The organism is Paenibacillus sp. Y568, assembly GCF_059445545.1.
This window is the reverse complement of sequence record NZ_JCAIUM010000062.1, coordinates 1-1,011: the sequence shown is the minus strand read 5'-3', so window position 1 is coordinate 1,011 and position 1,011 is coordinate 1. Positions and strand designations below refer to the sequence as shown.

Sequence of the window (1,011 nt, the reverse complement as noted above, 5' to 3'; positions counted from 1 at the left end):
GCACAGAATGTAAATATTCAACAAGGCTCTAAATCAATTGCATTAACTGTTGGAAAGCAAGAAGCGACCGTGGGAAATAGTACGGTTTCGCTCAATATTGCCCCACTAATAAGTAAAAATACCGTTGTGGTTCCAATTCGGTTTGTTAGTGAAGAAATGGGTTTGAAGGTAGACTGGAATAACAAAGAAAAGTCAGTTACTCTAGCAAGCACTATTTCTCCACCATCGTCTCCTGCCAACGGTAGTCAGAATGACGAGACAACAAACCTTATTCACGAAATACATTACCTGAACAATCAACTCGAAGTCTCTTTAGACCGTGAGGTTACTCCAATGATTACCACACTGAAAAACCCCGACCGTATTGTAGTGGATTTCCCATCTACAAATTTCGGTAATATGAATCAACCTGTGCCAGTTGAGTCCATAGAAAGGTTGGATACTGGTTATATTCCGAATCTTACTGATGTGCGCTATTCTCTTTTCAAGAACGATCCAGCCCAAGTTCGAATAGTTATTGAATTAAACAATGTAAGTTCGGTTAATTATAATCAACAATACATCGCAGGCAAATTCATTCTTGATCTGAATATGGTTAACGATCCGACACTAGCAACCCCGATTAGTGGTTCTGGCAAAAAAATTGTAGTTATTGATCCAGGGCATGGAGGAATTGATCCAGGTACAACAAGTATTACAAACAAATATGAGAAGCAATTTAACCTTGCTTTAGCCCTTAAAGTTCAGGCGATCTTGTTACAAGAGCCCGGAATAGAAGTGGTCATGACTCGCGAAACAGATGTTTATCCTACACGTCCAGAACGGGTTAAATTAGCTAACGATTTAAATGCAGATGTATTTGTATCCATACATGGAAACAGCGTACCTTCTTCCCCACTGGTAACGGGAACTGAGACGTTCTATTACCAGCGCGCAAATAGTAAGGAACTTGCAAACATCGTTCATAAGTATTTAATCAATGCAATGGGACTAAACGATCGTGGTGTGAAA

The 1,011-nt window shown here is 39.7% G+C and carries 1 protein-coding gene; it reads left to right on the top strand.

Going from position 1 to position 1,011, the window contains the following annotated elements; all coding sequences use genetic code 11:
- On the top strand, nucleotides 1-1,011 hold a 1,011-nt coding region (locus AC1D7X_RS25785), incomplete at both ends, for an N-acetylmuramoyl-L-alanine amidase family protein (RefSeq protein ID WP_495476438.1).